Consider the following 24639-nt stretch of genomic DNA (forward strand, 5'->3'; position numbering starts at 1 on the left):
TCGGCACCGCTGCGCGGACGAAAGGGTCAGGCGAACAGCGCCCGGTACAATCCGAACGCGCTCGTCGCGATCAGGACGACGCCGACCACCACCAGCATCAGCTTGGGCGAAAAGCGCTTGGCCATCATCGCGCCGGCGGGAGCCGCGATGACGCCGCCGATGATCAGGCCAAGCGTCGGGCCTACGATATCTTCGAACCCCAGATGCCAGATGAAGGCGGCCGACACCGACAGCGCGAGGAAAAATTCGACGCTGTTGACGGTGCCCACCACCTTGCGCGGCTCGCCGCCCTGGACGAGCAAATTGGACGTCACGATCGGTCCCCAGCCGCCGCCGCCCGCCGCGTCGAGAAAGCCGCCGACGAGTCCGAGCGGCGCGATCACCGTCGGGCGCTTGAATTTAGGGGGGTAGAGGATACCGCGGACGAGCAGCCAGACGCCGATCAGGACGAGGTAGCCGAGCACAAAGGGTTTCACGATGTCGGCGTCCAGCGACGTGAGCAGGTAGGCGCCGAGTACCCCGCCGATCACGCCGGGGACGAGCAGGCGCAGGAACAGCGGCCAGTCGATGTTGCGGTGGAACAAATGGCTCAGCCCCGATGCGCCGGTCGTGAAAATCTCGACGATGTGGATGCGTGCCGAGGCGGTGGCGGGTGGCACGCCGAGCACGGCGACGAGCAACGTGTTGCAGATGACCCCGAATGCCATGCCGAGCGCGCCGTCGACGAGCTGCGCCGCAAAGCCGATCAGAACGAACGGGAGGATCGCCGCAATATCGAAGGTCGCGAGCTCTGGCATGGTTCAATCCAACTATTTTGGTTGAGAACCAGCTGCCGCTTTTCGTTGCGCGGCGCCAGAGCAATTTTTCTGCGTGGGTCGAAGGGATTTGTTTCTGCGCCGACCGGCGTCAGACCACGATATTTTCGGGGATATGGTCGCGCGCATAATCGATGAATGCGCGCAGCTTGGGCATGACCTGTTTGCGATTTGGATAATAGAGGAAGAGTCCCGCGGTCGAGGACGCGCGGTCGGCCAGCACGACCTCGACGTCGCCGCGCTCGACATGTTCTTTTAGCACCGGTTCGGCGGCCATCCCGATCGCGATGCCGCTGCGTACGGCCATGATGATCGACGCCTGGTCGTTGACGATTACCGGTCCCGTTACCCCGATTTCGATCTCGCGATTGCCGTCGATAAAGGTCCAGGGCATCAACCCGCCGCTCGACATGCGCAGCCGGACGCAGCGATGATTGCGAAGATCGGCGGGATTCTCGGGACGGCCGAAACGATCAAAATAGGCGGGTGCCCCGAAGGCGACGAAACGGAAAGGTCCGGTCAGCCGGATCGCAATCATGTCGGCGTCGAGCGATTCGCCCATTCGCACCCCGGCATCGAAGCCGCCCTTCGACAGGTCCGAAAAGCCGTCGTCGCCGAATATTTCGAGCTCGATTTCGGGATAGGCCTCGCAGAAGCCCGCCAGGATCGGTTCGAACATCGGCTGGATTGCGCCGCGCATCAGGTTGATGCGCAACCGTCCCGCCGGCCGGTTGCCGAGGTTGCGGGCCGCCTCATAAGCGTCGGCGAGGCCGCCATAGGCCGGCGCGGCGCGTTCGAGGAACATCTCGCCGGCCTGCGTCAGCCCGACGCTGCGCGTCGTGCGCGTGAACAGGGGCGAGCCGACGCGTGCCTCCAGTCCCTTAATCGTCTGGCTGATGGCGGAAGGCGACACCCCCAGATCGGCGGCGGCGGCGGAAAAGCTCCGCCGCTCCGCGACGCGCAGGAAAGCTTCGATCCCGTCGAGCACCCCATGGGGGATTGTTAAATCCTGCTTCAAGGCACTTGCAGATTATAGTGGATTATCTATGTGCGCAAGCGCGCCTAAAAAGGTTGCACATAAAAACGAAAGGAACCTCTCCCATGACCAATCAGCTCTCCTCTTTCCAACGATTCCCCTCCGCCTTTGCCATCGTCGCGGCATCGGCTCTCGCTTTCACCGGCCTGATCGCTTCGACGACTCCGGCCTATGCGCAGAGCGGCGACTATCGCTGCGCGGGCCTTGCCGAGCAGGCCGCATCGGCCGCCGAAACGGCGAGTGCAGGCCAGCGTTCGAGCGCCAAGCGCTTCGTTTCGACCGGCAAGAAGCTGTGCGAAGCGGGCAACGAACGCGCCGCTGCCAAGCAGTTCCGCGCCGCGCTCAAGATCGCCGGCGTCGACGAAGCCAAGGGCGACAGCCAGATGGCGGCGCGTTGATCGCACCGCCATCGCAAGACTGATCTCCGGTCCGTCCTCTCCCCCTCTCCGGACGGACATCCACTCGGGGCGGCACCCATAAAGGGGCCGCCCTTTTATTTTGCGTGCGAAGCGGCATCGGAACCTGTCCGGCCGTCACGAGGCCGCAGGCCGATTTTGGCAACGGAATCGGGCGACGGTCAAACGATCCCCGGCAGGTCGAGCCCCTTGTCGCGGGCGCATTCGATCGCGATGTCATAGCCCGCGTCGGCGTGACGCATCACGCCGCTGGCGGGGTCGTTCCACAGCACGCGCTCGAGCCGTTTCGCCGCTGCGTCGGTGCCGTCGGCGACGATCACCATGCCCGCATGCTGCGAAAAGCCCATGCCGACGCCGCCGCCGTGGTGGAGCGAGACCCAGGTCGCGCCGCTCGCGGTGTTGAGGAGGGCGTTGAGGAGCGGCCAGTCGGAAACGGCGTCGCTGCCGTCGCGCATCGCTTCGGTCTCGCGGTTGGGCGAGGCGACCGAGCCTGAATCGAGATGATCGCGGCCGATGACGACCGGCGCCTTGAGTTCGCCGCTCGCCACCATCGCGTTGAAGGCGAGGCCGAGCCGGTGGCGGTCGCCGAGACCGACCCAGCAGATGCGCGCGGGCAGGCCCTGGAACTGGATCTTCTCGCGCGCCATGTCGAGCCAGCGGTGGAGGTGTGCGTCGTCGGGGAGCAGCTCCTTCACCTTGGCGTCGGTGCGATGGATGTCTTCGGGATCGCCCGACAGCGCCGCCCAGCGGAAGGGACCGATGCCGCGGCAGAAAAGCGGGCGGATATAGGCGGGAACGAAGCCGGGGAAATCGAAGGCATTTTCGACGCCTTCGTCCTTTGCGACCTGGCGGATATTATTGCCATAATCGACCGTCGGCACGCCGGCGGCCTGAAAGTCAAGCATCGCGCGGACATGCACCGCCATCGATGCCTTCGCGGCCTTTGTCACCGCCTGCGGGTCGCTTTCGCGCTTCTCGGTCCATTCGGCGACGCTCCAGCCGATCGGGAGATAGCCGTTCACCGGATCGTGCGCGCTCGTCTGGTCGGTGAGGAGGTCGGGCCGGACGCCGCGCGCGTAAAGCTGCGGCAGGATTTCGGCGGCATTGCCGAGGAGGCCGACCGACACGGGCTTTTTCTCCGCACAGCTCTGTTCGATGATCGCCAGCGCTTCGTCGAGCGACTGCGCTGCCTTGTCGAGATAGCCGGTGCGCAGCCGCATTTCGATGCGGCTCGGCTGGCATTCGATCGCGAGGCAGGATGCGCCCGCCATCACCGCCGCGAGCGGCTGCGCGCCGCCCATGCCGCCAAGCCCTGCGGTGAGCAGCCATTTGCCCGCGAGGTCGCCGCCATAATGCTGGCGGCCCATCTCGACGAACGTCTCATAGGTGCCCTGAACGATGCCCTGCGTGCCGATGTAGATCCACGACCCCGCGGTCATCTGTCCGTACATCGCGAGCCCGCGCTTATCGAGCTCGTTGAAATGGTCCCAAGTCGCCCAATGCGGGACGAGGTTGCTGTTCGCGATGAGCACGCGCGGGGCGTCGGCGTGCGTCCGGAACACGCCGACGGGCTTGCCCGACTGGACGAGCAAAGTTTCGTCGTCCTCGAGCCGCTTCAGCGTTTCGACGATACGGTCATAGCTTTGCCAGTCGCGCGCGGCGCGGCCGATGCCGCCGTAAACGACCAGTTCCTCGGGTCGCTCGGCGACGTCGGGGTGGAGGTTGTTCATCAGCATCCGCAGCGGCGCTTCGGTGAGCCAGCTTTTTGCGTTGAGTCCGGGGCCGGTCGGCGCCTTGACGATGCGGCTGTTATCGAGACGCGGATTGGCCGGGCGCGGTTCGTCGGGGCGGGTCATTGTCATCCTTTCGCAAAGTCGAGGCAGGCGGCGAGGACGCGCCGCAGCACCGGCGCGGCGGCCGGGTCGGCATCGATCGGCGCGGGCCAGTTGCCCTCATCGGGTGTCGCAGGTTCGGTCAGATAGCCGCGCATCGCGAGTTCCATCTGGATCGCATGGACGCCGTTTGCGGGCCGTCCGTAGTGGCGCGTCGTCCAGCCGCCGCGAAAGCGTCCGTCGACGACCATCGGCGCACCGCTCGCGGCGCAAATCGAAGCGACTGCATGGGTCAGCGCCGGGTCACAGGTTGCGCCTCCGTTGGTGCCAATGTTGAACAGCGGCAGCTCGCCCTCGAAAAGGCGCGGCACATGGCTGCGGATCGAATGGGCATCGTAGAGGACGATGCGCGGATAGCGCGCGCCGAGTCGCTCGATCTCGTCTTCCAGCGCGGCGTGATAGGGGTCGAACCAGCGCATCCGGCGGCGCGCGATCTCGTCGGCGTCGGGTCCCGCGCCCGGATAGAGGGGGTCGCCGTCGAAGGTCGTCGTCGGGCACAATTCGGTCGTCGCCTGCCCCGGATAGAGCGAAGCGCCGCTCGGGTTGCGGTTCACGTCGATGACGCTGCGCGAAATCGTGGTGCGCACCGTCGTCGCGCCGAGCTCGCGCGCAAAACCATAGAGGCGGTCGACCCACCAGTCGGCGTCGCGCCGCGCAAGCCAGGGCGAGACGAACGCCGCCTCGACATCGGCAAGGTCGCTCCCCGTATGCGGAAAGGCGACGATCAGCGGCGCGTCGCCGCGATGGATTTGGAGCCAGTCGGTCACAGCACCCCCGGCAGATCGTCGGCGACTGCCGCGAGTGCGCCGCTCGCGACCATCGCGGCCGCCGCTTCGATGTCGGGGTGGAAGTGCCGGTCGTCGGTGAGCGTCGGCACGGTGCCGCGCAACACGGTGCGCGCCGCCTCGAGCCGCGCCGACGAGGTGAGCGGCGCGTGGAAGTCACAGCCCTGCGCTGCGGCGAGCCATTCGATGCCGATCACCGCGCGTGCGTTCGCCGCCATGTCGAGCAACCGCCGCGCGCCATGCGCCGCCATCGACACATGATCCTCCTGATTGGCCGAGGTGGGGATCGAATCGACGCTCGCGGGATAGGCACGCTGCTTGTTTTCGCTGACGAGCGCGGCGGCGGTGACCTGCGGGATCATGAAGCCCGAATTGAGCCCCGGCCGCGGCGTCAGGAAGGCGGGAAGCCCCGACAGCGCGGGGTCGACGAGCATCGCGATGCGCCGCTCGGCGATCGATCCGATCTCGCAGATCGCCATCGCGATCATGTCGGCGGCGAAGGCGACCGGCTCGGCGTGGAAATTTCCCCCCGACAGCGCCTCGTCGGCATCGGGGAAGACAAGGGGGTTGTCGGACACACCATTCGCCTCGGTCTCGAGCGTCGTAGCTGCCTGCCGCAGCAGGTCGAGCGCGGCGCCCATCACCTGCGGCTGGCAGCGCAGGCAATAGGGGTCCTGCACGCGCGGATCGTCATCGCGGTGCGACGCGCGGATCGCCGATCTATCCATCAGCCCGCGCAGCGCAGCGCCGACCGCGATCTGCCCGGCATGGCGGCGCAGCGCGTGGATGCGCGGATCGAAAGGCGCGTCGGAGCCCTTGGCGGCCTCTGTCGACAAGGCGCCGGTGACAAGCGCCGAGCGGAAGACAAGGTCGACCTCGAACAGCCCCGCAAGCGCATTGGCGGTCGAAAATTGCGTGCCGTTGAGGAGCGCGAGCCCTTCCTTCGGGCCGAGTTCGAGCGGCGAAAGCCCGGCGCTTGCGAGCGCATCGGCGGCGGGCATCGCACGCCCGTCGACCATGATCGCTCCGACGCCGATCATTGCCGCCGCCATATGGCTGAGCGGGGCGAGATCGCCGCTCGCGCCGACCGACCCCTGCGACGGCACCACCGGGGTCAGCCCCTTGGCGAGCATCGCCTCGATCAGCGCGACGGTCGCGGGCTGCACCCCCGACGCGCCGATGCCGAAGCTCGCGAGCTTGAGCGCCATCATCAGCCGGACGATCGGAACCGGCGAGGGCGCGCCGGTGCCCGCCGCATGGCTGAGCACGATGTTGCGCTGAAGCGCCGCGAGGTCGGCGTCGTCGATGCGCACGCTCGCGAGCTTTCCGAAGCCGGTGTTGATGCCATAGACGGGCGCGCCTTTGGCGAGGATGCGCGCGATCGACGCAGCGCCCCCGGCGATCGCCGCGCCGCATTCGGACGCAAGCCGCGCCGACGCGCCGCGATAGATGGCGCGCCATTCGTCGAGCGCGACCGCGCCGGGCGACAGGATAACCTCGTTCATCGACCACTCCAGATGCGTGCATGGAGCGGGTTCAGCCCCATGCGATAGACGAGTTCGGCGGGCTCCTCGACGTTCCAGATCGCGAGGTCGCAGCGCTTCCCCGCCTCAATCGTTCCGATGACCCCAGCCTGCCCCAGTGCCCGCGCGGCGTTGCGCGTCACGCCGGTCAGGCATTCCTCGACGGTCAACCCGAACAGCGTCGCGCCCATGTTCATGACGAGCAGGATCGAGGTCAGCGGCGAGGTGCCGGGGTTGCAGTCGGTCGCGAGCGCGATCGGCACGCCTGCCGCGCGCAGGGCATCCACCGGCGGCAGCTTCGTCTCGCGCATGAAATAATAGGCGCCGGGCAACAAGGTCGCGACCGTCCCCGCCTTCGCCATTGCGGCGATGCCCTCGCCGTCGAGATGTTCGAGATGATCGGCCGACAGCGCATCGTGGCGCGCAGCGAGCGCGGCGCCCTGCTGGTTGGAGAGCTGCTCGGCGTGGAGCTTGACGGGGAGGCCGGCGCGCGCCGCCGCCGCGAAGATACGCCCGGTCTGCGCGGGGGTGAAGCCGATGCCTTCGCAAAAGGCGTCGACCGCATCGGCGAGCCCTTCGCGCGCGATCGCCGGGAGCATCTCGTCGGCGACCATCGCGACATAACCGTCGGCATCGCCCGCAAATTCCGGCGGCAGCGCGTGCGCGCCGAGGAAGGTCGTCGTCACCGCGACCGCCCGCTCGCTTTCGAGCCGCCGCGCGGCACGGAGCATCCGTGCCTCGCTCTCAGTATCGAGGCCGTAGCCCGACTTTATTTCGACCGTGGTGACGCCTTCGGCGATCAGCGCGTCGAGGCGGGGAAGCGCCGCAGCGACAAGCGCGTCCTCGCTTGCCGCGCGCGTCGCCTTCATCGTCGAGACGATGCCGCCGCCCGCTCGCGCAATCTCTTCGTAACTCGCGCCCGCGAGCCGCATCGCCCATTCGTTCGCGCGGTTGCCGCCGTGGACGAGGTGCGTGTGGCAGTCGATCAGGCCGGGGGTGATCCAGCGGCCGCCGCACGCGACACGCTCGTCCGGCTCGAACGTAGGCGCGTCGGCGCGCGGCCCGGCATAGAGGATGACGCCCTGGTCGGAAGCGATCAGCGCATCCTCGACGACGCCGAGCCCGTCGCCCGCCATCGTCGCCATGCGTGCGTCGTGCCACATTGTATCGCAGCGCATTGCCGACTCTCCTTCGGGACCAAACTATTGCAGTGATTGCCATTAATGTATAGACATAATTGCAGGCAATCGGGAAGGGCCGCTCAATGGGCGAAGGCAAGATGCCGCAACGGCTGCATTTCGGACAGGCGCTGATCGACGGCTCTTGGGCCGCGAATGTCCGCATTGCCGTCGCCGACGGCCGGATCGCCACCGTCGAGCCGGGGGTTGCGCCCGAGAGGGGCGACGAACGCCATGCGATCGCGCTTCCCGGCATGCCGAACCTGCACAGCCATGCCTTCCAGCGCGGAATGGCCGGGCTCGCCGAGATTCGCGGCGCGGGCGACGACAGTTTCTGGACGTGGCGCGAGGTGATGTACCGCTTCGTCGATCGGCTCGACCCCGAGATGCTCGCCGCCATCGCTGCGCTCGCCTATGTCGAAATGCTCGAAAGCGGGTTCACGCGCGTCGGCGAATTCCACTATCTCCACCACGACCGCGACGGGCGCGCCTTCGCCGACCCCGCGCAAATGTCGCGCGCTATATTTGCTGCGGCTGCCGAAAGCGGCATCGGCCTGACGCACCTGCCCGTCTTCTATGCCCATGCGGGGTTCGGGGGTGCCGCGCCGAACGAGGGGCAGCGGCGCTTCATTCACGACTTCGACGGTTATGCGCGGCTGCTCGACACGCTGCGCGCGGCAGCGACATGCGACCTGCCCGACGCCATCGTCGGCGTCGCGCCGCACAGCCTGCGCGCGGTGACGCAGGGCGAACTGGCGGCGCTCGCGGAGCTTGCCGGCGACGCGCCGATCCACATCCACATCGCCGAGCAGGTGAAGGAGGTCGAGGATTGCGTCGCGTGGAGCGGGCAGCAGCCGGTCGAATGGCTGCTCGGTCATGCCGATGTCGACGCGCGCTGGTGCGCGGTGCACGCGACGCACATGACAAATGACGAAGCGCGGCGCCTTGCTGAAAGCGGTGCTGTGGCTGGGCTGTGCCCCGTCACCGAGGCCAATCTGGGCGACGGGATTTTCGACGCCGTGCCCTTTCTTGCCGCGGGGGGACGCTTTGGCGTCGGCTCCGATTCCAACGTGCTGATCGACATGAGCGAGGAATTGCGCTGGCTCGAATATGGCCAGCGGCTCGCCGCGAAGGGCCGCAACCGCGTCGCGCGCGCGCCGGGGATGTCGAGCGGGCAGGCGTTGTTCGACGGCGCGCTTGCGGGCGGCGCGCAGGCGCTTGGGGTCGTCGGCGGGATCGCGCTCGGAAGCTCCGCCGACGTCGTCAGCCTCGACGCGCACCACCCCTCGCTCGCCGGCAAGCCTGCCGAGCAGATCCTCGACGCCTTTCTGTTCGCGAGCGGCCGCGCCGCGATCGACTGCGTGTGGCGGCGCGGCGAATGCGTCGTGCGCGGCGGGCGCCACCGCGCGCGCGACGCGGTGGCCGAGCGCTATCGCCGCGCAATTGCGGGATTCGACCGATGAGCGCGCCGCTCCACGAGCGTATCCGCCGCGAGATCGAGGCGGCGATCCTGTCGGGCGAACTCCAGCCGGGCGCGCGGCTGCCCGTCGAGCATGAGCTGATGGAGCGTTATGGCTGCGCGCGGATGACGGTGAGCAAGGCGCTGCAATCGCTCGCCGCTGCGGGACTGGTCGAGCGGCGCAAGCGTGCGGGCTCGTTCGTCGCGCGTCCGCGCGTGCATTCGATGGTGCTCGACATCCCCGACCTTGAGCAGGAGGTGACGGGACGCGGTCAGGTGTATCGTTTCGAGCTCGCGCGCCGCATCGTCCGCGCGCCCGACCCCGCGCGCGCCGACGAAGTGGCGCTTGCGGGCCGCGGGGACCTGCTCGCGATCGAGGGGGTGCATTTCGCCGACGGGGTGCCGCTGGCGTCGGAGCAGCGGCTCGTCAGCCTCGCCGCGGTTCCCGAGCTTGCCGCACAGGATTTCGGCCGCGTGTCGCCGGGGGCGTGGCTGCTCAAGCATGTCCCCTGGACCGAGGCCGAAACGCGCATCGCCGCGGTCGGCGCTGACCGCCTGGTCGCGGGGCATCTTGGGGTTGCCGACGGCACGGCGTGCCTGTTCGTCGAGCGCCGGACGTGGCGCGGTGACGAGGGCATCACGCTGGTGCGCCAGCATTTCGTCGGCGCGGCCTATGACCTTGTCGCGCGCTTCGGCGCGGCGCGTTAGGCGGCGCCGGGCGTTTCCTCGCCCTCGAGCCCCTGATATTTGAGCTGGAGATAGCGTTCGCGCGTTGCGAGCTTGTCCAGATCGCCCGCCGCAAGGCTGCGCGCAGCCTCGCCAATCTCGCGCTCGAGCATCCTCAATCCGCCGACGAGCGTGTCGTCGGGGGTACGCCCGGCATGCGCTTCCTTGCGGAGCCCAGCCGGGATGCGCTGGTAGCCCGCGACGAGTTCGGGCAGGTCCTCTCCGACGAGCTTGCGGATGTTGGCCGCGGCGGGGCTCGACGCGTCGAGCGTTTGGAGCTGCGGCGCGAGCAAATCGAGCTGGACGCCGATGCCGTCGACAAGCGTCTTGGCGGGTGCGGGCAGCGCGGGACGTTGCGCTTCGAGCCAGATTTCGGTGCGTCCCGCGAGCTGTTTGAGATCGGTCTTCGGCAGGTCGGCCTGCCGTGGCTCGGGAAAGGGCGAACGCCCGAACAGCACCGCGACCCCGACGAGTAGCACGAACAGCGCGAGCAGCCCGGTAAAGCCGAGCGGCTGGACCAGCGCACCGAACAGCGCCGCGCCGAGCAGCACCACTCCGCCCGCGATCAGGATACGGCCGAGCTTCCTGAACAGATGCTGGCGGCGCAGCGCCACGCTTTTGGTGCCGATGGGGCGGCGGCGCTCCTGCGAGCGTTCGATCGCCGCCTCTGCCGATACGCGGATCTTGTCGACCTCGCTCATCGTCATGATTATCCCTCGATCGCCGCGAGCGGGCTGTCGGCGCCGCCGACGCTCGCCTGTGCCTGGGCAGCGCCCTCGGCGCGCGCGATATAGCCTTTGGACTTCTGGACTTCGCCCTCCAGCGCCGTGACCGTCGTCTTCATCGAATCGAGCGCCTTCAGCTTGAACGTGTCGATCGCGTCCATCGTGTCGTAGATATTCTGGAAGGCGCGCTGCAGCGTTTCCATCGGGATCGTGCTCGACGCCGCCTGTTCGTGGATGCGCGCGGTATTCTCCTTCAGCATCTTCGATGTGCCGTCGATGATACCGGCAGTGGTCGTGTTGAGCGCGGTAATCTGTTCGAGCACCAGCTTCTGGTTGGTCATCGCCTGCGCGACGGTGATCGCGGTCTTCAGCGCGCCGACGGTCGTCGTCGAGGCGCGGTCGACGCCCTTCACCAGCTCGACATTATTCTTTTTGACGAGGTCGAGCGCGAGATAGCCCTGCACCGTTACGGCCATTTGCGTGAGCAGGTCCTGCGTCCGCTGGCGCGCGTAGAAAAGCGCATTTTCGCGGATCACCTTCGCCTTGGCGGGATCGCTGCTGTCCAGTTCGCCGGCCTTCGCCTCGAGCCGCTGGTCGAGCGTGTTGGCGATGTGGATCATCTGCTCGAGCTTGCCCATCGCCTCCCACAGTTTGCGCCGTTCGACGTCGATCGCGGCATTGTCCATCAACAGCTCGTCCTTGCCATTGGCGAGCGCGGTCAAAATGCCGCCGATATGCGTCTGGGCGCTGCGATACTGCGCGAAATAGTTGGTGATCCGACTGCCGAAAATCTTATCGAGAAAGCCGCGCTTCGACAGCAATTTGCCGTTCGCCGAGGGGTCGAGGCGCTCGACGGTGTTGCGCAGCTCGATCAGGTTCATCCCGATGTCGGTGTCGCGATCCATCGCCTTGATCGGGCGGTCGAGGAAGCGGTTCGACTGGTTCGCCGCCTCCAGCATTTCCTTGCGACCCATATTGGTGATCTGGTCGATCCGCTTGCCGAATTCGGGCGAGTTTTCATCCTGCGCGACAAGGTCCTCGATAAACCCGTCGACGCGCTCCTCGAGCTTCGATTTCTGCTCGCTCGACAGCGCAACAAGCCCGGCGGCCTTTTCGGGCGCGACGGCGGGCACGGGATCGGGCGGCGTCAGCTTCAGCTCGTCGGTTGCGGTCGCAGTTGCAGTCTGTTCGCTCATTCCTGTTCCTTCCACCCCGATGCCGCCCCCTATATGGCACGCGGCACTGTGTTATTCAAGCATCACACCCCTGCCCGCCGCACCAGGAGGGGCGCGAGCCATGCCGACAGGATCAGCTGCGCCATATGATAGACGAGGATCGGGACCAGCACCATGCCGGCCGTCGCGGCGGGAAATAGCGTCGCGGCGAGCGGGGCGCCGACCGCGATGCTTTTCTGCGCGCCCGAAAAGAGCAGGGTGATGCGGTCGGCGCGCGCGAGCCGCAGCACGCCGCCAAGCAGCCATGCGCCGCCGAACGACAACGCAAGGAGCGCGGCGACCGCGGCGCCGACGATCGCGATCTCGCGTATGTCGAGCAGGTCCCAGATGCCGCCGACGACCGCCGCCGAAAAGGCGACGTAGACGGCGATCGCGATGGCGCTGCGGTCCATCAACGTTGCGAGCCCGCGATGCGCGAGCACCCAGGGGCGCAGCCAGCGCTGTGCGACCTGCCCTGCGAAAAAGGGCAGCAGGAGGATGGCGACGATACGCAGCGCCGCCGCGCCGCTGATCGCACCCGCGCTCCCCGCCAATGCGGCGAACAGAAGCGGTGCGACGACGACGCCTGACAGGTTGAGCAGCGCCGCCGCGACGACGCTTGCGGCGACATTGCCGCCCGCCATGCTGCTCGCCGCCGTTGCCGACTGGACGGTCGAGGGCAGGATGCCGAGGAAGAGAAAGCCGAGCGCGAGGATCGCCGGGAGCAGCGCCGCGAGCGCAGCCTGCGCGCCAAGCCCGAGTAGCGCCATCGCGCCGAAACAATAGGCAAAGGCCGCGCCCTGCAGCTTCCAGTTGCGCACGCCGTGCAACACCTCGTCGCGGGGGAGGCGAACCCCGTTGAGGAAGAAGAGCAGCACGATAGCCGCCGTCGATAGCGCCTGTGCGATTGGCACGGCGGCGCCATGAACGGGGAGCAGGCTTGCAAACAATGTGGTCGCGAGCAGGACAGGAACGAAGCGGTCGGGAAAGATGCGCGCGAGCATGGGGAAGCGATGGCGGCGTGGCGCGCCGTTGGCAAGCCAATCAGATCCCCCCATCACTTCGCGTGGGGAGGATTTTCATTCCCGTTCGTCCCGAGCGACGTCGAGGGACGCCTGGCGTCGCACCAACGCGTCTCGACTTCGCTCGACACAAACGGCCAGGGGATTAGACAGAAGCCATGACCGCGATTCTCATCCTTGCCGCACTCCCCGAAGAAGCCGATGCGATGTTCTTGGGGGCAGGCGAATACGAAGAGGGGCCGTTCCGCGCCCGCCACTTGGCTGCCTACGGCCACGATCTCGTCATCGTGACCTGCGGGCTCGGCAAGGTCAATGCGGCGCTGGCCGCCGGGGTATTTGGCGCCGATGCCGACCTGTTGTTGATGAGCGGGACCTGCGGGTCGCTCGGCGCGGCGCCGGGCGCTTATTGGATCGCCGAGGCGCTGCAGCATGATTATGGCGCGACGCATCCCGGCCTGTTCTGCCGCTACCGCGCGGGCGACTGGCCGATGGGCGAGGCGGGCGAGGCGCATTTCGCCGCGATGGCGGACCCCGGCCTTGGCCTGCCGCACGCCCGCATCGCGAGCGGTGACAGCTTCGTCGCCTGCCCAGACGCCGCGGCGGACCTCGCCACGCTCGGCGCGACGCTGGTCGATATGGAGGTGGGCGCGGTTGCGCAGGCGGCCGCGCGGCTCGGCAAGCCGTGGGCGGCAATCAAGGCAGTCACCGACGAGGCGAACGGCGACAGCGGCGGCGATTTCCAGGCAAACCTGATCCGCGCGGCGCGGGTGGCGGGGTTGGAGGTCGAGCGGCTGGTGGCGATGCTGTGAGAAGGCCCGTCAGCTAGCGACAGGTTGCAGATTCATATCCAATCGTCATCCCGGCGAAGGCCGGGATCTCGCCGGTGCGTCAGGCTGGGACGGTGGGATCCCGGCCTTCGCCGGGCTGACGGTCAAGCAATGGCGATTCCCTGCGCCAAGAAACGGATACTTTGTTCGCGCTCCCCCAACCGACCCCGCTCAATCGTAGCTGAGGTGCGTCGCCTTGCCGCGGAAGATCCAGTGCGCGAGGAAGGAGTAGCCGAGGATGACGGGCAGCACGAACAGCGCGCCGATCAGGATGATCGTCAGCGATTCGGGGCTCGCCGCCGCCTGCCAGATGTCGAGCCGGTCGGCGATCAGATAGGGATAGAAGCTGTAGGCGATGCCCACGAAACCCAGCGCGAAGAGGACGCCCGCGGTCGCGAGCGGCACCCATGACAGCTCGTCGTTCGCGCGCAGCGGCCGCCGCAGGAAGATCGCGAGCCCGATGAACAAGGTCGCGGCGGCAATCGGGATCGGCAGCAGCGCGATGATCTCGGGCAGGCGGAACCAGCGGTCGAAGATGCGTGTCGACAGGAGCGGGGTCGCGATGGAAATGATCGCCATTGCGAGCGCGGTCAGCCACAGCGTGACTTCGGCCCAGCGGACCGCGCGCTTCTGCAATTCGCCCTCGACCTTGTAGATCAGCCAGCACGCGCCGACGAAGAGATAGCCGGCGACAAGTCCGAGCGCGGCGAGCAGGCAGAACAGCACCGCGGCAAGGCTCTGGTCGAATCCCAGCACATAGGCGCCGAGCATATATCCCTGGCACAGCGCGGTGACGAGCGAGCCGACGAAAAAGGCGTCGTCCCAGCGCTGCTTGTGCTCGGGCGCCGCCTTGGCGCGAAATTCGAACGATACGCCGCGCAGGATCAGCGCGACGAGCATCAGCGCGACGGGCAGGTAAAGCTGCGTCAGGATGAGCCCGTGCGCGACGGGAAAGGCAACCAGAAGCAGGCCGATCCCGAGTACGAGCCACGTCTCATTGGCATCCCAGAACGGCCCGATCGAGGCGACCATCAGGTCGCGCGCCTCGCCCTTTTCGAGCCGCGTGAGCATGCCGACCCCCAGGTCGTAGCCGTCGAGGATGACATAGAGCAGGATCGACAGGCCCATCAGCCCCGCGAAAATGACCGGAAGCCACCAGGCATCGAAAAAGGGGGTCATGATGTCGCCTCCGATTGGTGCGCGGCGGGGCCTTCGGCGGCGCGGGGGATCGGGAACATCGGCTTGCCCTGCGGCGCGGCGCTGCCGAGCCTTGCAAGCCGGTAGAGCACGAAAACATAGGCAGCGAGCAGCACCGCATAGACCGCGAGATAGAGGGTCAGCGAGCTTGCGACCATCGCGCTTCCCACGGGTCCGACGGCTTCGGACGTGCGCAATACGCCGGTGACGAGCCACGGCTGGCGGCCGATTTCGGTCACATACCAGCCCGCGAGCGTCGCGACCCAGCCGGAGAATGTCATCGCGACGAGCGCGTGCGCGAGCCAGCGCGGCATCGCCTCGACCCCGCGCCGCCGGATCGTCCAGGCGGCAAGCCACGAGGTCGCGAGCATCAGCACGCCGATCCCGACCATGATACGGAAACCCCAGAAGACCGGCCCGACCGGCGGGTGATTGCCCCGATAATCGTTGAGGCCCGGCACCACGCCGCCGGCATGGTGCGTCAGGATCAGGCTGGCGCCCGATGGGATGGCGACCTCCAGATGGTTGGTGCGCGCTTCGCCGTCGGGGATGGCGAACAGGATGAGCGGGACATTGGCCGCGGTTTCCCAATTCGCCTCCATCGCCGCGACCTTTTGCGGTTGATGCTCGAGCGTGTTGAGGCCGTGCTGGTCGCCGATGAATATCTGCACCGGGATCAGCAGTGCGGCGGCATAGACGGCGGCCTTCAGCGACCGCCGCACGCCCTCGCCGCCGCCGTCCTTCAGCCAGCGCCAGGCGCTCATCCCCGCGATGAGGAAGGCGACGGTCAGCGCCGAGGCGATCAGCATGTGCGCGAGGCGATAGGGCATCGAGGGATTGAAGACGATCGCCCACCAATCGGTCGCATGGACGACGCCGTCGCGGATCTCAAAACCCACGGGCGTCTGCATCCAGCTGTTGAGCGCGATGATCCAGAAGGCCGACAGCGTTGTTCCCGCGGCGACGAGAAAGGTCGCAAGCGTGTGGAGCCAGCCGGGGACGCGGCTGAATCCGAAGAGCATGATGCCGAGGAACACCGCCTCGAGGAAAAAGGCGGTGAGCACCTCATAGGCGAGCAGTGGCCCGGCGACATTGCCGACCTTTTCCATATAGCCCGGCCAATTGGTGCCGAACTGAAAGCTCATAGTGATGCCCGACACGACCCCCATCGCGAAGCTCAGCGCAAACACCTTCACCCACAGGCGATAGGCATCCATCCAGGCGCTATCGCGCGTGCGGTTGTAGGCGAGCTTGAAACCGAGCAGCGCCCAGCCGAGCGCGATGGTGATTGTCGGAAAAAGAATATGGAAGCTGATGTTCGCGGCAAATTGGATGCGCGCGAGGGTCAGCGGGTCAAGTCCGTCCATCGTCAGCCTCCTTGGCATCGCGCGCCTCCGGCGTTGGCGCGGTCCCGCGCCCGAGCATCCGGTCCTTGAACTCGAGGGCTTTTACCACGCGCGAGCCCAATCTGAGCAGCTGGAGCAGGCGCTCGGTCTCGAGCCGCTGCATGTCGGCATACCAGTCGGTGAGCAGCTCGATCTGTTCGTGCATGTCGGCCATGCGCGCTTGCGCGAAACGGTCGGCAGGATCGGTCGCGCGTTCCATCATCAGCGATCGCAGCGTCGTCAGCGTCGGGTCGACCTCGCGCTTCTTGCGCTCTTCGACCAGCGTGCGGAAGATCGCCCAGACGTCGCGCGGGGTCTCGTAATAATCGCGCCGGTCGCCGGGCAGGTGGCGCAACTGGACGAGGTTCCAGCTCGCAAGCTCCTTGAGCCCCATCGACACGCTGCCGCGCGACAGCGACAGCGCCTCGCTGATCTCCTCGGCATTGCGCGGCGCGTCGGCGAGAAAGAGCATCGCATAGATCTGGCCGACGGTGCGGTTGATCCCCCAGCGACTCCCCATCTCGCCGAAATGCAGGACGAAGGCCTGCGCGAGCGGGGAGAGCCGGCACGGCGATGACGGGGAGTCGGGGGCGGGGGACAGGTCCATGACGCACCCCTAATCACAAATTTCGTATGTTTCAATAAATTTTGAAACATACGAAATTTGTGACAATGGCCCGCGACAAGCGTCTGCCAAGCAATTCCATAATAAATGATGGCAAATTTCATGCAGATGTGATAGGAAAATCCGATCTCAATCGTTGACTTTGCTTGAAAAATTGCGAGGTCCTTCGCCAGCGGCGAATAATGATCAACGGTTATCAAAAATAGAAGAGGGGAGAGTTCATCATGGATGATTTTCATGTCGGTAATTTTATTATCGATGGCGGACAGGCGATGGCCTATGGCCGTATGGCAATTATTGCCCTGCTTGTCCTGTTGGCGACATGGATATTGGCAAAGGCGGCGAAATGGGCCTTTGCGAAACTTGTCGAAACGGTCCCCCTGCTGCGCCGCGAAACCGCGACCGGTGAAAGTTTCGGCCTGTCGCTGGGGCGCATCGTCGCGCTGTTGATCTGGCTGATCGGCCTTGTCGCGATCCTCAACATCCTCAATCTCGGCTCGGTTACCGGGCCGATGGAAGCGATGCTGACGAATGCCATGGGCTTCATTCCCAATATCGTCGGCGCGGGGCTGATCCTGTTCATCGGCCATATGCTCGCGCGGATCGCCAAGGAGCTGGTCGAAACCTTGCTGACGACCGTCGATTTCGACCGTTGGGCCAACCGCGGCGGCGTCGAGCAGGTGACGGGGAATGCGACGATCAGCCGCACCATCGGCACGATCGTCTATGTGCTCATCATCATCCCGGTCGTGATCGGCGCACTGCAGGCGCTGCATATCGAAGCGATCAGCGCCCCGCTCGTCGCGATGCTGACGCGTATCCTGGCGGCGGTGCCCGCGATCATCGGCGCGTCTGCGGTGCTCGGCATCGGCTATGTCATCGCGCGTTGGGCGGCGGCGATGGTCGAGGAACTGGTCGCGGGACTCGGTGCCGACCAGTCGGTGGGCGCCATCGGACTGCTCCCCGCGACGGTCAAACTGTCGGCGATCGTCGGCAAGGTCGTGCTTGTGTCGATCCTGCTCGTCGCGGCGATTGCGGCAACCCGGCTGCTCGCCTTCCCCGAGCTGACCGCCGTGGTCGACGAGGTGCTGCGGCTCGGCGGCGCGGTCGTCTTTGGCGCGGTGATCATTGCCGTCGGCTTTCTCGTTGCCAATTTCCTGGCCTCGCTGATCGGCGGCGCGGGTGGCGACAGCCTGGGGACACGGCTCGTCCGTTATGCGACGATCCTGCTCTTCTCGGCGATGGGGCTCAAATATATGGGCATCGCCGACAGCATCATCGAGATGGCGTTCGGCGCGCTGGTGATCGGAACCGCGGCAGCGACGGCGATCGCCTTCGGCCTCGGCGGGCGCGACGCCGCGGCACGGGTGCTTGACGACATGCGTGCTTCGACACCGCCCGCGAAGCCGCGCGGACCCAAGCCGCCGCCGACGTCGTAAGCCGACGGGCAAGGCAAAGGCGGGGCGCGGCCGTTCGATGCGGTCGCGCCCTTCGCTTGCGGGTCGCGCGCCGACCGGCAATCTTGTTGCGCTGCAGCAGCGCTTCTGTTAGGGGCGCGGCGTTTCGTGGCGCTCCGGGCGCCGCCTCCTCCCATAAGGCTCAAATCCGCATGTCTCTGCGCAATATCGCCATTATTGCCCACGTCGATCATGGCAAAACCACCCTCGTCGACCAGCTGTTCCGCCAGTCCGGCACCTTCCGCGACAATCAGCGCGTCGAGGAACGGGCGATGGATTCGAACGACCTTGAGAAAGAGCGCGGGATCACCATCCTTGCGAAATGCACCTCGGTCGAATGGGGCGAGGGCGCCGACGCCACGCGCATCAACATCGTCGACACGCCGGGCCACGCCGATTTCGGCGGTGAGGTCGAGCGGATCCTGAGCATGGTCGACGGCGTCATCCTGCTCGTCGACGCCGCCGAAGGCCCGATGCCGCAGACCAAGTTCGTCACCGGCAAGGCGCTCGCGCTGGGCCTCAAGCCCATCGTCGTCGTCAACAAGATCGACCGCAGCGACGCGCGCGCCGCCGAAGTGCTCGACGAGGTGTTCGAACTGTTCCTGACGCTCGAAGCCAATGACGAACAGCTCGACTTCCCGATCCTCTATGCCTCGGGCCGCGGCGGCTATGCCTCGCCCGACCCGGAGGCGCGCGAAGGCACGCTCGAGCCGCTGTTCCAGACGATCGTCAGCCATGTCCCCACGCCGGGGCTCGACGAAGACGCGCCCTTCACCTTCCTCGCGACGCTGCTCGACCGCGACAATTTCATCGGCCGCATCCTGACCGGCCGCGTCCAGTCGGGATCGGTCAAGGTCAACCAGCCGATCCACGCGCTCGACATGGACGGCAAGGTGATCGAAACCGGCCGCGCATCAAAGCTGCTCGCTTTCCGCGGGCTCGACCGCGTGCCGGTCGACGAGGCGAAGGCGGGCGACATCGTCGCGATCGCGGGCCTCACCAACGCGACCGTGGCGAACACGATCGCCGACACGAGCGTCAGCGAACCGATCGCCGCGCAGCCGATCGACCCCCCGACGCTGTCGATGCGCTTTGCGGTCAACGATTCGCCGATGGCGGGCCGCGAGGGCAGCAAGGTCACGAGCCGCATGATCCGCGACCGCCTGTACCGCGAAGCCGAAACCAATGTCGCAATCCGCATCACCGAAAGCGCCGACAAGGACAGCTTCGAGGTTGCGGGCCGCGGCGAGCTCCAGCTCGGCGTGCTCATCGAAACGATGCGCCGCGAAGGCTTCGAACTCGGCATCAGCCGCCCGCGCGTCCTTTATCAGACCGACGAGAGCGGCCAGCGCACCGAACCCTATGAAACCGTCGTGATCGACGTCGACGACGAGCATAGCGGCACGGTTGTCGAGAAGATGCAGATCCGCAAGGCCGACCTCACCGACATGCGCCCGTCGGGCGGCGGCAAGACGCGCATCACCTTCAGCGGTCCGTCGCGCGGCCTGATCGGCTATCACGGCGAATTCCTGTCCGACACGCGCGGCACCGGCATCATGAACCGCCTGTTCGAGAAATATGGCCCGTACAAGGGCGTGATCGAGGGCCGCAAGAACGGCGTCCTCATCTCGAACGGCGCGGGCGAGGCGGTCGCCTATGCGCTCGGCCCCCTCGAAGAGCGCGGCATCCTCTTCGTCTCGCCGGGCGAGGCGCTTTATGAAGGCATGATCATCGGCGAAAATGCGAAGCCCGAGGATCTGGAAGTCAACCCGATGAAGTCGAAGCAGCTCACGAACTTCCGTTCGACGGGCAAGGACGACGCGATCCGCCTGACCCCGCCCAAGCGCATGACGCTCGAACAGGCGATCGCCTATATCGACGACGACGAGATGGTCGAGGTGACGCCGAAGAACATCCGCATCCGCAAGGCGATCCTCGACCCCCACGAGCGGAAGAAGGCGAGCCGCAAGAAGGAAGCGGCGTAAGATACCGACCGGCGGCCCCATCGGCCGCCGGTTTTGTTTTGGCGCATCCCATTTCCCGTTCGTGTCGAGCGAAGTCGAGACACGCGAAGGCATGCGCGCGCGCTGCGTGTCTCGACTTCGCTCGCCACGCACGGGGAAAAGTGCGGTTACCCGGGGCCCAGGGCACCCCCGTGCCCCGCCTGATCCTGTTCAACAAGCCTTATGGCGTGCTGTCGCAATTCACCGACCGCGGTGGCGCCGAAGGGACCGGCGGCGCGCGCGCGACGCTGTCCGACTATATCGACGTGCCGGGCGTCTATCCCGCCGGGCGGCTCGACCGCGACAGCGAAGGCCTGCTGATCCTGACCGACGACGGCGCGCTGCAGGCGCGGATATCGTCGCCCAGGCACAAGATGCCCAAAACCTATCTGGTGCAGGTCGAGGACGAGCCCGACGCCGCCGCGCTGACGGCGCTCGCCCGCGGCGTCACGCTGAACGACGGCCCGACCCGCCCCGCGACCGTCCGCCGCATCGAGGCGCCAAAGCTGTGGGACCGCGACCCGCCGGTGCGATACCGCAAGAGCGTGGCCGACAGCTGGATCGAACTGACGATCACCGAAGGCCGCAACCGCCAGGTGCGGCGGATGACGGCGGCGGTCGGCTATCCGACGCTGCGGCTGGTAAGGTGGCGGATCGGGGGGTGGGAGATTGGGGATTTGGCGTTGGGCGAGTGGCGCGAGGTGGCCTCGCAAGAAAGCGGGTCGACAAATGCGACAAAGCGACGCGCCTAAAAATGCCGATCGATGCCGACCGAAAATTCAGACGCCCAAATCGTTACGGCAGATAGGCTCGGCGCGAATGCGTTAGCGTCTGTTCCGATCCTTCAACGAACCATGAGATGACCGGATAGTCATAGGTTATCGTGATTTCCGCAAATTTCCTGCCGTCATCGACGCCCATTGTTACATCGACGTCGCGAACTGCATCCTTGTTACTGTCGAAAAGCGCAGCGCGTGCCTTGGCTTCGATGTCCGCGGCGCTCGGTGTCGGGTAAATGGTCGAATAACGCGCAGCCTCGCCCGTGGCATGATCGACGCTAGCCTGGGCCAATAGCAAGTTCCCGAGCATGAAGATGACCCCGATGAATGCGAATAGCACGGGAAGCGCAAGCGCGGCTTCGACAGCTGCCGAACCCTCGGTGCGAAGAAAAAGATTTCGCTGAAATTTGATCATTGGATTCGTACCGCGCTCATGACCGTGAAGGGGATCGATCCATCTTCCTGCGCGCCAACTGCTTGTCCGAGCGGACCATAGGGAAACATCGGGGCATAGGAGGACGCAATTGCGATCGAAATGTGCCGCGATATCTCCTGGTTTGCGGGGCAGGTACCGTCAAAGTTCTGCTGGCGCACCCGGTCGCACGCCAGCCATTTATCCATCGTCACGGCGCTTTGCGGAACATTGGCTGCCTCGGCAGCCTCCTGCGGAAGGCCTGAATAGTCCGAACCGGCATTGCCATAGGACGTTGCCTTCTCGACAACGCGTTGCGCGACCTGTTCGGTTTCCAGCTTTTTCTGAAAGCCGAACGAAGTGTCGACCAGCCCCATCAAAAGCATCGCGGCGATCGGCGACAACAAGGCGAGTTCGATCATACTCGTCGCTGATGTGTCATTCGCCAGTCGGCGCAGACGGGCAGCCGGATTTTCCGCCAAAAATGTCATGAAACCAGCCTTACGACCGAGCCTCGGAATGTCGACGGCCCGTTCGATGGACACTCGTTGTTGATCGCGCTGTTGCCCGTGAAGTTCACCTTGAGACCGATCAACTGAACGCAATCGGTTTTGAAACCCGAATTGCCGTTGAACTGGATCAGATGCTTGGGGAAATAGATTCCTCCCTCAATCGACGATTTGTTGTTGCCGTTGATCTTGGTCGTTCCCGATGGTGCGCGTCGATCCTGATAAAAAAGAACCGATTTATAATCACCCGACGTCGGCGAGCTGAAATTGAGCTCGGACGTCCCGTTGATATCGAGCGTTGCAATCGAATTCGGATTGGTCGCCGCCGACGTGCTCGTCAAGATGAAGGTTACGCCGACCCCCGTCGCGTTGGCCTGGGCTCCGAAGCTCAACACCCCACCATCGATATAATAGACACCCGGATTGAAATGGACCGTCCCCTTGATGTCCATGCCGCTGTAGCAGCCGGGATCGAGTGTGAGCGATTGTTTGGGATTGACGTTGACCTTGTTCTTGCATCCCGAAGGTTCCGGGGTGGGAAGATCGGCAAACGGGTCGGGCTGCGGGGCGGAATAGGGAAGAAAGGCGGTTCCAGGCGCGTAACGATTGCTCGGCGTCAATCCGCCAACAGCCCCGACAACATCGGACACAACGAGCGTCGATCCACCGGCAGACACAGCGTTGCCCGAGCGCGAGTTCGCGAAAATCCCGCAATTGAGATCGACATAGGAACTGCCCGTCGCCTCAACGCCGACATCAAGCGACGTATCAAGCGAAATGACGCAATAATTGCCGTTGGCAATCATCGCTGCCGTCGATCGCGCTTTGATGAGCGGCGCCGCGTTCATGAATATGCCGGAAAACGGCAGCGGCTTTCGAGTCGCCAATTCGACATAGACCGCATTCATGTCGCCAGCGTAGCTTCCGCTCGTCGGCGCATTTTCGATGATCGGAGCGGCGGCCAGCACCAGCCGGTTATTCGCCTCGATGTTCTTTTGCGCGGAGTCGTTCGCGTCCTTGTTCTGCGCGATAGAATATGCGCCCGCCAACGCGGCTGAGTCGGCCGTGCGTTGCAGCTGACGCTTGTCGAGGGTCCATTGGATGGTGTCGGTTGCCATGCCGGCAAATCCGATCAGCAACGGCATCGACAATCCTGCCAACACCAATACATTCCCGCTGGTTGATCGCAGCAATTGCCGCAATGGATTTCTCATCGATCATCTCCAAATTGGCTGAATCTTGTCTACGCGCGCGTTGTTAAGATATTCTTAGCGCAATTGGACGTCGGCGTTCCGTCGCCGCATCGCGTGGCCGATGATCCATTTAAGTATATGATAATATTGCATAAAATTAGAGAATTCCGACCGAGCGCGCTGCGTTGATTTTCGGGGTCGCGACCTTGCAGGTCGTTCCTGATACCTCCGAATTGCTGTTCCGGCGGCCAAATCGTGCCCACTTTGAATTAGAATGACCCACGATCGCGCCATGACGCTGGTGTGGCATAAGCAGTTGTCACCCCGGGGCGGTTCGGCCGGTAGCCGACGACCGAAAGGGCAGTCTGTCGCAGCGCGTATTCATTGACGGCAACGTATAGCCGCCGCTAGGGCCGCGGCATCATTTCATTGAAAGCAGACACATGACCGATACGCCCCCCGACCGCCTGTCGACCAACCCGCGCTCGCCCCATTTCGACATGGAGGTGCTGCAGCGCGGCATCGGCATCCGCTTCAAGGGCAACGAACGCACCGACGTCGAGGAATATTCGATCAGCGAAGGCTGGATCCGCGTCGCCGCGGGCAAGTCGAAAGACCGTTTCGGCCAGCCGATGACGATCAAGCTGTCGGGCGAGGTCGAGGCGTGGTTCGAGGATGTTGCCGCCGCTTCCGGCGACGGCGCGGACGGCGAAGGCTGAGCCATTTTCGATGGCCTCGAAAGGGGGAAGCCATCCGGAGGGTCGACCGCTCCGGATGGCTTCGATGCTCGCCAATGGCCCTAGAGGAATTGGGGGGTAGGGCTCAGTTGCCGAGCGAAGCAACGACGCGATCAAGGCCGTTGCCGGGTTTCCAGTCCTGCTGCGCCCAAACCGGCGCTTCGAAGGCCGGCGTGTCGGGGGTGCTATCGGCATAGATGAAGCCGTGCACCGGGTTCGCGCGCAGCCCGAGGTCGCCGATCGGCGCGTACCAGACGCGCACCATGCTCCAGTCGCCCGCCTCGCTGACGTCGACGACGCGTGCGCCCCGCTCGATCTGGCCGCGACGGCCATTGATCGGCGACCAATTGGCATGGTCGATCAGGATTTCGCGATCGCTCACAATCTTTTTGACCACCGCGACATGCCCCATCGGCATCCCGCGCGCGGCGGCAAATGCCATCACCGCGCCCTCGCGCGGTTCGTCGCCGCGGGCATATTGCCCCTCGGCCTGCGCCCACCAGGTCTTGGCATTGCCGCGAATCTCGACGCCCGATTCGGCGCGGGCAAAGGGGACGCATTGCAGATAGTCGCGCGCCGCGGCGGGGGCGCCGACGAGCAGCGAGGCGACCATCAGCAGGGCGGCAGCGGCGGCGCCGGAAAAGCGGTTGCTCGACATGGAATGCGACCCCCAGAAGCTTGGTTTCAAGCGTTGAAAGCTGTTTGCCACGCCCGACGAAACGCA

At 65.5% G+C, this 24639-nt stretch carries 24 protein-coding genes; 8 read left to right on the forward strand and 16 right to left on the reverse strand.

Going from position 1 to position 24639, the window contains the following annotated elements; all coding sequences use genetic code 11:
- Positions 1 to 26: 26 nt before the first annotated feature.
- Positions 27 to 797 (reverse strand): sulfite exporter TauE/SafE family protein, encoded by a 771-nt coding sequence (locus H7692_RS11235; protein ID WP_227340188.1) that lies wholly within the window; start codon positions 795 to 797, stop codon positions 27 to 29.
- Positions 798 to 906: 109 nt separating this feature from the next.
- The gene (locus tag H7692_RS11240) at positions 907 to 1833 is read right to left on the reverse strand and encodes a LysR family transcriptional regulator (protein ID WP_227340189.1); all 927 of its coding nucleotides are present in this window, start codon (positions 1831 to 1833) and stop codon (positions 907 to 909) included.
- A gap of 83 nt (positions 1834 to 1916) precedes the next feature.
- Here H7692_RS11240 and H7692_RS11245 point away from each other — a divergent pair, with 83 nt between their 5' ends.
- Entirely contained in the window at positions 1917 to 2249 is a 333-nt protein-coding gene (locus H7692_RS11245) for a hypothetical protein (protein WP_201928202.1), read from the forward strand.
- Positions 2250 to 2428: 179 nt separating this feature from the next.
- Here H7692_RS11245 and hutU read toward each other — a convergent pair whose 3' ends face one another.
- The 4 genes from hutU to hutI are packed head-to-tail and all read right to left on the reverse strand — an operon-like array spanning position 2429 to position 7645.
- Entirely contained in the window at positions 2429 to 4123 is a 1695-nt protein-coding gene (gene hutU / locus H7692_RS11250) for a urocanate hydratase (protein WP_227340190.1), read from the reverse strand.
- 2 nt (positions 4124 to 4125) lie between these two features.
- Positions 4126 to 4926: an N-formylglutamate deformylase gene (hutG, locus tag H7692_RS11255; RefSeq protein ID WP_227340191.1), complete on the reverse strand. Its 801-nt coding sequence runs from the start codon at positions 4924 to 4926 to the stop codon at positions 4126 to 4128.
- Positions 4923 to 6449 (reverse strand): histidine ammonia-lyase, encoded by a 1527-nt coding sequence (gene hutH, locus H7692_RS11260; protein WP_227340192.1) that lies wholly within the window; start codon positions 6447 to 6449, stop codon positions 4923 to 4925. Before hutH ends, hutG begins: the two co-directional genes overlap by 4 nt.
- Positions 6446 to 7645: an imidazolonepropionase gene (gene hutI / locus H7692_RS11265; RefSeq protein ID WP_227340193.1), complete on the reverse strand. Its 1200-nt coding sequence runs from the start codon at positions 7643 to 7645 to the stop codon at positions 6446 to 6448. The genes hutH and hutI overlap by 4 nt, the downstream gene beginning before the upstream one ends.
- A gap of 86 nt (positions 7646 to 7731) precedes the next feature.
- Between hutI and H7692_RS11270 the strand changes: the two genes are divergently transcribed.
- Positions 7732 to 9108, forward strand: a complete 1377-nt coding sequence (locus tag H7692_RS11270) for a formimidoylglutamate deiminase (protein ID WP_413541445.1) — start codon at positions 7732 to 7734, stop codon at positions 9106 to 9108.
- The gene (gene hutC / locus H7692_RS11275) at positions 9105 to 9812 is read left to right on the forward strand and encodes a histidine utilization repressor (protein WP_201928197.1); all 708 of its coding nucleotides are present in this window, start codon (positions 9105 to 9107) and stop codon (positions 9810 to 9812) included. Before H7692_RS11270 ends, hutC begins: the two co-directional genes overlap by 4 nt.
- Here the strand turns inward: hutC and H7692_RS11280 are convergent.
- The 3 genes from H7692_RS11280 to H7692_RS11290 all read right to left on the reverse strand — a co-directional run bounded on the left by H7692_RS11280 (position 9809) and on the right by H7692_RS11290 (position 12773).
- A complete protein-coding gene (locus tag H7692_RS11280) occupies positions 9809 to 10537 on the reverse strand; it encodes a hypothetical protein (protein ID WP_227340194.1) in 729 nt (242 codons plus the stop codon). The two genes, hutC and H7692_RS11280, sit on opposite strands and share 4 nt — an antisense overlap.
- A 2-nt stretch (positions 10538 to 10539) precedes the next feature.
- Positions 10540 to 11751, reverse strand: a complete 1212-nt coding sequence (locus H7692_RS11285; RefSeq protein ID WP_227340195.1) for a toxic anion resistance protein — start codon at positions 11749 to 11751, stop codon at positions 10540 to 10542.
- 62 nt (positions 11752 to 11813) lie between these two features.
- Positions 11814 to 12773: a bile acid:sodium symporter gene (locus H7692_RS11290; protein WP_227340196.1), complete on the reverse strand. Its 960-nt coding sequence runs from the start codon at positions 12771 to 12773 to the stop codon at positions 11814 to 11816.
- A 176-nt stretch (positions 12774 to 12949) separates the two neighbouring features.
- Between H7692_RS11290 and H7692_RS11295 the strand changes: the two genes are divergently transcribed.
- Positions 12950 to 13600, forward strand: coding sequence for a 5'-methylthioadenosine/S-adenosylhomocysteine nucleosidase (locus H7692_RS11295; RefSeq protein ID WP_227340197.1), 651 nt, complete (start codon positions 12950 to 12952; stop codon positions 13598 to 13600).
- 189 nt (positions 13601 to 13789) lie between these two features.
- Here the strand turns inward: H7692_RS11295 and H7692_RS11300 are convergent, their stop codons facing one another.
- The 3 genes from H7692_RS11300 to H7692_RS11310 are packed head-to-tail and all read right to left on the reverse strand — an operon-like array spanning position 13790 to position 16807.
- On the reverse strand, positions 13790 to 14797 hold the full coding sequence (locus tag H7692_RS11300; RefSeq protein ID WP_201928191.1) for a cytochrome d ubiquinol oxidase subunit II: 1008 nt from the start codon (positions 14795 to 14797) through the stop codon (positions 13790 to 13792).
- Positions 14794 to 16182 (reverse strand): cytochrome ubiquinol oxidase subunit I, encoded by a 1389-nt coding sequence (locus H7692_RS11305; RefSeq protein WP_222136922.1) that lies wholly within the window; start codon positions 16180 to 16182, stop codon positions 14794 to 14796. The genes H7692_RS11300 and H7692_RS11305 overlap by 4 nt, the downstream gene beginning before the upstream one ends.
- Positions 16169 to 16807: a GbsR/MarR family transcriptional regulator gene (locus tag H7692_RS11310; protein WP_222136923.1), complete on the reverse strand. Its 639-nt coding sequence runs from the start codon at positions 16805 to 16807 to the stop codon at positions 16169 to 16171. The genes H7692_RS11305 and H7692_RS11310 overlap by 14 nt, the downstream gene beginning before the upstream one ends.
- Before the next feature lie 242 nt (positions 16808 to 17049).
- Between H7692_RS11310 and H7692_RS11315 the strand changes: the two genes are divergently transcribed.
- The 3 genes from H7692_RS11315 (at position 17050) to H7692_RS11325 (ending at position 21037) form a co-directional block, all read left to right on the forward strand.
- Positions 17050 to 18264 carry a mechanosensitive ion channel gene (locus H7692_RS11315; protein WP_222136924.1) on the forward strand — a complete coding sequence of 405 codons (1215 nt, stop codon included), beginning with the start codon at positions 17050 to 17052 and terminating at the stop codon, positions 18262 to 18264.
- A gap of 170 nt (positions 18265 to 18434) precedes the next feature.
- Positions 18435 to 20267: a translational GTPase TypA gene (typA, locus tag H7692_RS11320; RefSeq protein WP_201928187.1), complete on the forward strand. Its 1833-nt coding sequence runs from the start codon at positions 18435 to 18437 to the stop codon at positions 20265 to 20267.
- A gap of 170 nt (positions 20268 to 20437) precedes the next feature.
- The gene (locus tag H7692_RS11325; protein WP_222136925.1) at positions 20438 to 21037 is read left to right on the forward strand and encodes a pseudouridine synthase; all 600 of its coding nucleotides are present in this window, start codon (positions 20438 to 20440) and stop codon (positions 21035 to 21037) included.
- A 43-nt stretch (positions 21038 to 21080) separates the two neighbouring features.
- Here the strand turns inward: H7692_RS11325 and H7692_RS11330 are convergent, their stop codons facing one another.
- From H7692_RS11330 to H7692_RS11340, 3 genes are read right to left on the reverse strand one after another with little or no spacing between them, the layout of a single operon-like run.
- Entirely contained in the window at positions 21081 to 21479 is a 399-nt protein-coding gene (locus H7692_RS11330) for a TadE/TadG family type IV pilus assembly protein (RefSeq protein ID WP_201928185.1), read from the reverse strand.
- Positions 21476 to 21967 carry a TadE/TadG family type IV pilus assembly protein gene (locus H7692_RS11335; protein ID WP_201928184.1) on the reverse strand — a complete coding sequence of 164 codons (492 nt, stop codon included), beginning with the start codon at positions 21965 to 21967 and terminating at the stop codon, positions 21476 to 21478. Before H7692_RS11335 ends, H7692_RS11330 begins: the two co-directional genes overlap by 4 nt.
- Positions 21964 to 23199, reverse strand: coding sequence for a pilus assembly protein TadG-related protein (locus H7692_RS11340; RefSeq protein ID WP_201928183.1), 1236 nt, complete (start codon positions 23197 to 23199; stop codon positions 21964 to 21966). Before H7692_RS11340 ends, H7692_RS11335 begins: the two co-directional genes overlap by 4 nt.
- Positions 23200 to 23621: 422 nt before the next feature.
- Between H7692_RS11340 and H7692_RS11345 the strand changes: the two genes are divergently transcribed.
- Positions 23622 to 23897, forward strand: coding sequence for a DUF3297 family protein (locus H7692_RS11345; RefSeq protein ID WP_201928182.1), 276 nt, complete (start codon positions 23622 to 23624; stop codon positions 23895 to 23897).
- 103 nt (positions 23898 to 24000) lie between these two features.
- On the opposite strand, the gene H7692_RS11350 is transcribed toward H7692_RS11345, so the two are convergent.
- Positions 24001 to 24573: a CHAP domain-containing protein gene (locus H7692_RS11350; protein ID WP_201928181.1), complete on the reverse strand. Its 573-nt coding sequence runs from the start codon at positions 24571 to 24573 to the stop codon at positions 24001 to 24003.
- Positions 24574 to 24639: the final 66 nt, after the last annotated feature.

This window comes from Sphingopyxis sp. P8 (assembly GCF_020622175.1).
GTDB classification, from domain to species: domain Bacteria; phylum Pseudomonadota; class Alphaproteobacteria; order Sphingomonadales; family Sphingomonadaceae; genus Sphingopyxis; species Sphingopyxis jiangsuensis.

Bases quoted from the DNA above. Each gene is read 5' to 3' on its own strand.
- H7692_RS11235 (WP_227340188.1), bottom strand. From the start codon at position 797: ATGCCAGAGCTCGCGACCTTCGATATTGCGGCGATCCTCCCGTTCGTT.
- H7692_RS11245 (WP_201928202.1), top strand. From the start codon at position 1,917: ATGACCAATCAGCTCTCCTCTTTCCAACGATTCCCCTCCGCCTTTGCC.
- hutU (WP_227340190.1), bottom strand. From the start codon at position 4,123: ATGACCCGCCCCGACGAACCGCGCCCGGCCAATCCGCGTCTCGATAAC.
- hutH (WP_227340192.1), bottom strand. From the start codon at position 6,449: ATGAACGAGGTTATCCTGTCGCCCGGCGCGGTCGCGCTCGACGAATGG.
- hutI (WP_227340193.1), bottom strand. From the start codon at position 7,645: ATGCGCTGCGATACAATGTGGCACGACGCACGCATGGCGACGATGGCG.
- H7692_RS11270 (WP_413541445.1), top strand. From the start codon at position 7,732: ATGGGCGAAGGCAAGATGCCGCAACGGCTGCATTTCGGACAGGCGCTG.
- hutC (WP_201928197.1), top strand. From the start codon at position 9,105: ATGAGCGCGCCGCTCCACGAGCGTATCCGCCGCGAGATCGAGGCGGCG.
- H7692_RS11280 (WP_227340194.1), bottom strand. From the start codon at position 10,537: ATGACGATGAGCGAGGTCGACAAGATCCGCGTATCGGCAGAGGCGGCG.
- H7692_RS11285 (WP_227340195.1), bottom strand. From the start codon at position 11,751: ATGAGCGAACAGACTGCAACTGCGACCGCAACCGACGAGCTGAAGCTG.
- H7692_RS11290 (WP_227340196.1), bottom strand. From the start codon at position 12,773: ATGCTCGCGCGCATCTTTCCCGACCGCTTCGTTCCTGTCCTGCTCGCG.
- H7692_RS11295 (WP_227340197.1), top strand. From the start codon at position 12,950: ATGACCGCGATTCTCATCCTTGCCGCACTCCCCGAAGAAGCCGATGCG.
- H7692_RS11300 (WP_201928191.1), bottom strand. From the start codon at position 14,797: ATGACCCCCTTTTTCGATGCCTGGTGGCTTCCGGTCATTTTCGCGGGG.
- H7692_RS11305 (WP_222136922.1), bottom strand. From the start codon at position 16,182: ATGGACGGACTTGACCCGCTGACCCTCGCGCGCATCCAATTTGCCGCG.
- H7692_RS11310 (WP_222136923.1), bottom strand. From the start codon at position 16,807: ATGGACCTGTCCCCCGCCCCCGACTCCCCGTCATCGCCGTGCCGGCTC.
- H7692_RS11315 (WP_222136924.1), top strand. From the start codon at position 17,050: ATGGATGATTTTCATGTCGGTAATTTTATTATCGATGGCGGACAGGCG.
- typA (WP_201928187.1), top strand. From the start codon at position 18,435: ATGTCTCTGCGCAATATCGCCATTATTGCCCACGTCGATCATGGCAAA.
- H7692_RS11330 (WP_201928185.1), bottom strand. From the start codon at position 21,479: ATGATCAAATTTCAGCGAAATCTTTTTCTTCGCACCGAGGGTTCGGCA.
- H7692_RS11335 (WP_201928184.1), bottom strand. From the start codon at position 21,967: ATGACATTTTTGGCGGAAAATCCGGCTGCCCGTCTGCGCCGACTGGCG.
- H7692_RS11340 (WP_201928183.1), bottom strand. From the start codon at position 23,199: ATGAGAAATCCATTGCGGCAATTGCTGCGATCAACCAGCGGGAATGTA.
- H7692_RS11345 (WP_201928182.1), top strand. From the start codon at position 23,622: ATGACCGATACGCCCCCCGACCGCCTGTCGACCAACCCGCGCTCGCCC.
- H7692_RS11350 (WP_201928181.1), bottom strand. From the start codon at position 24,573: ATGTCGAGCAACCGCTTTTCCGGCGCCGCCGCTGCCGCCCTGCTGATG.